Here is a 2,738-nt window from a genome sequence, read left to right as displayed (position 1 = left end):
CGGGTGCCGGTGCGTCTCTCCAGGGTCTTGAATCCCTCGGTGGCCAGATGCCCGTTCGTCGTCCCCGACAGCGTGAGGATCATCTCGCAGGCGTGGACGTCGCGCTTCAGCGACGGCCGCCCGTCGGCGGGGCCGCCCCGCACCACGCCGTTCTTGTGCTTCAGGTACTCGACCTCGCGTTCCAGGTCGAACGTGACGCCCTTGGTGGTCGCGCCGAGCCGCTCGGCGAGGGGGCCGAGCGCCGTCATCTTCGCGGCGACCGCCGGGTAGTCGCGCTCCACCGTGACGAGCTTCGGCAGCGTCACGCCGGGGACGGGCTCGCACTCGCCCTTCGCCCAGTCGGCGACGCGCCCGTGCGGCGTCGCCATCTCGTCGGGGGTGTCGTGCAGCAGCGGCACCGCGACGAGGTCCTTGCGCACGCCGAGGTGCCGCTCGGCGAGCCGGCTGAACGCGACCGCGATGTCCTGGAACGCCCGCCAGTCGCTGCGGGTCTGCCACGGCGGCGAGATCGCGGGGTTGAACGAGTGCACGAACGGGTGCATGTCGGTGGTGTTGAGGTCGTGCTTCTCGTACCAGGTCGCCGCGGGCAGCACCACGTCGGAGTAGATCGTGGTGCTGGTCATCCGGAAGTCCAGCGACAGCAGCAGGTCGAGCTTGCCGACCGGGGCCTCCTCGTGCCAGACGACCTCCTTGGGCCGGTTCTCCGGCGGCGTCTCCTGCGCGCGGACGGCGTGGTCGGTGCCGAGCAGGTGCTTGAGGAAGTACTCGTTGCCCTTGGCCGACGAGCCGAGCAGGTTGGCCCGCCAGACCGACAGGACGCGGGGGAAGTTCTCGGGCGCGTCGGGGTCCTGGCAGGCGAACTTGAGCCGCCCGGCCTTCAGCTCGTCCACGACGTGGTCGCCGGCCTGCCTGCCCGCGGCCTCCGCCTCGCCGGCCAGATCCAGGGGATTGCGGTCGAACGTCGGGTAGGACGGCATCCAGCCCAGCCGCGCCGCCTGCGCGATCACATCGGCGGTGGTCCGGCCCGCCAGCTGCCCGGCGGCGCCGTCCGCCGGGCGGGCCGCCGCGAGGGTGTCGGCGCCGAACCGGTCGTAGCGGAACTGGTCGGTGTGCAGGTACCAGTACGCGGTGCCGATCATCTGGCGCGGCGGCCGGGACCAGTCCAGCGCGCCCGCGAGCTGCGCCCACCCCGTCACCGGGCGGCACTTCTCCTGCCCGACGTAGTGCGCCCACCCGCCCCCGTTCACGCCCTGGCAGCCGGTCAGCGTGGTCAGCGCCAGGAACGCCCGGTAGATCGTGTCGGAGTGGAACCAGTGGTTGGTCCCCGCCCCCATGATGATCATCGAGCGGCCGCCGGACTCCTCGGCGTTGGCGGCGAACTCCCGCCCGATGCGCTCCGCGGCCTGCGCCGGGACGCCCGTGATGCCCTCCTGCCACGCCGGGGTGCACGGCTGCGACGCGTCGTCGTACCCCGACGGCCACGAGCCGGGCAGGCCGTCCCGCTTCACGCCGTACTGGGCGAGCAGCAGGTCGTAGACGGTCGTGACCAGGTGGCCGCCGACGTTCCGGACGGGCACGCCGCGCCGGAGCGTTCCGGGCGAGCCGCCGGGGGCGTCGAACCGGGCCAGCTCGACCTCCACCGCCTCCCCTGCCTCGCCGCCTTCGGCGGACAGCAGCGGGTCGGCGTCGCCGAGGTCGAGGTTCCAGCTGCCCTCACCCGACTCGCCGTACCGGAACCCCAGCGACCCGTTCGGGACGAGCGGATGCCCAGTGTTCGCGTCCAGGATCACCGTCTTGAACGCGGCGTGCTCGGAGCGGGCCTCGGCACCCGGCAGGTCGGCGGCGGTCAGGAACTTGGACGGCACGTAGGCGTCGCCGCGCTTCTCCACCCGCACCAGGAACGGCAGGTCGCTATAGCGCTTGACGTAGTCGGTGAAGTACGGGACCTGCCGGTCGACGAAGAACTCCTTGAGGGTGACGTGCCCCATGGCCATCGCCAGGGCGCCGTCCGTACCGGGCTGGGCGGCGAGCCACTCGTCGGCGAACTTGACGTTGTCGGCGTAGTCCGGGGAGACCGCCACGACCTTCTGCCCCCGGTAGCGGGCCTCGGTCATCCAGTGCGCGTCGGGGGTGCGCGTCACCGGCACGTTGGAGCCCCACATGATGAGGTACCCGGCATCCCACCAGTCCCCCGACTCGGGGACGTCGGTCTGGTCGCCGAACACCTGCGGGGACGCCACCGGAAGGTCGGCGTACCAGTCGTAGAACGACAGCATCGTCCCGCCGATCAGCGACATGAACCGCGAGCCCGACGCGTGCGACACCATCGACATCGCCGGGATCGGAGAGAAACCCGCGACGCGGTCCGGCCCGTACCTCTTGATCGTGTGCACGTGCGCGGCCGCGATCATCTCGGTCGCCTCGTCCCACGTCGCCCGCACCAGGCCGCCGCGTCCACGCGCCGACTTGTAGGCGCGGGCCCGCTCCGGGTCGGAGACGATCTCCCGCCACGCCTCCACCGGGTCGCCCGTCCGGCCCTTGGCCTCCCGGTACATCTCCAGCAGGACGCCGCGCACGTACGGATACCGCACCCGGGTCGGCGAGTAGGTGTACCAGGAGAACGACGCGCCCCGCGGGCAGCCGCGCGGCTCGTACTCCGGCCGGTCCGGGCCCACCGACGGGTAGTCGGTCTGCTGCGCCTCCCAGGTGATGATGCCGTCCTTGACGTACACCTTCCA

The 2,738-nt window shown here is 72.0% G+C and carries 1 protein-coding gene; it reads right to left on the bottom strand.

From position 1 onward, the window contains the following. On the bottom strand, window positions 1–2,738 hold a 2,738-nt coding region (locus tag E1285_RS44400; protein WP_132160919.1), incomplete at both ends, for a nitrate reductase subunit alpha.

Origin of the sequence: Actinomadura sp. 7K507 (assembly GCF_004348425.1) — a bacterium.
Classification (GTDB): domain Bacteria; phylum Actinomycetota; class Actinomycetes; order Streptosporangiales; family Streptosporangiaceae; genus Spirillospora.
Note: the sequence above shows the minus strand (reverse complement) of the source record. Positions and strands in the feature narration are given on the sequence as shown.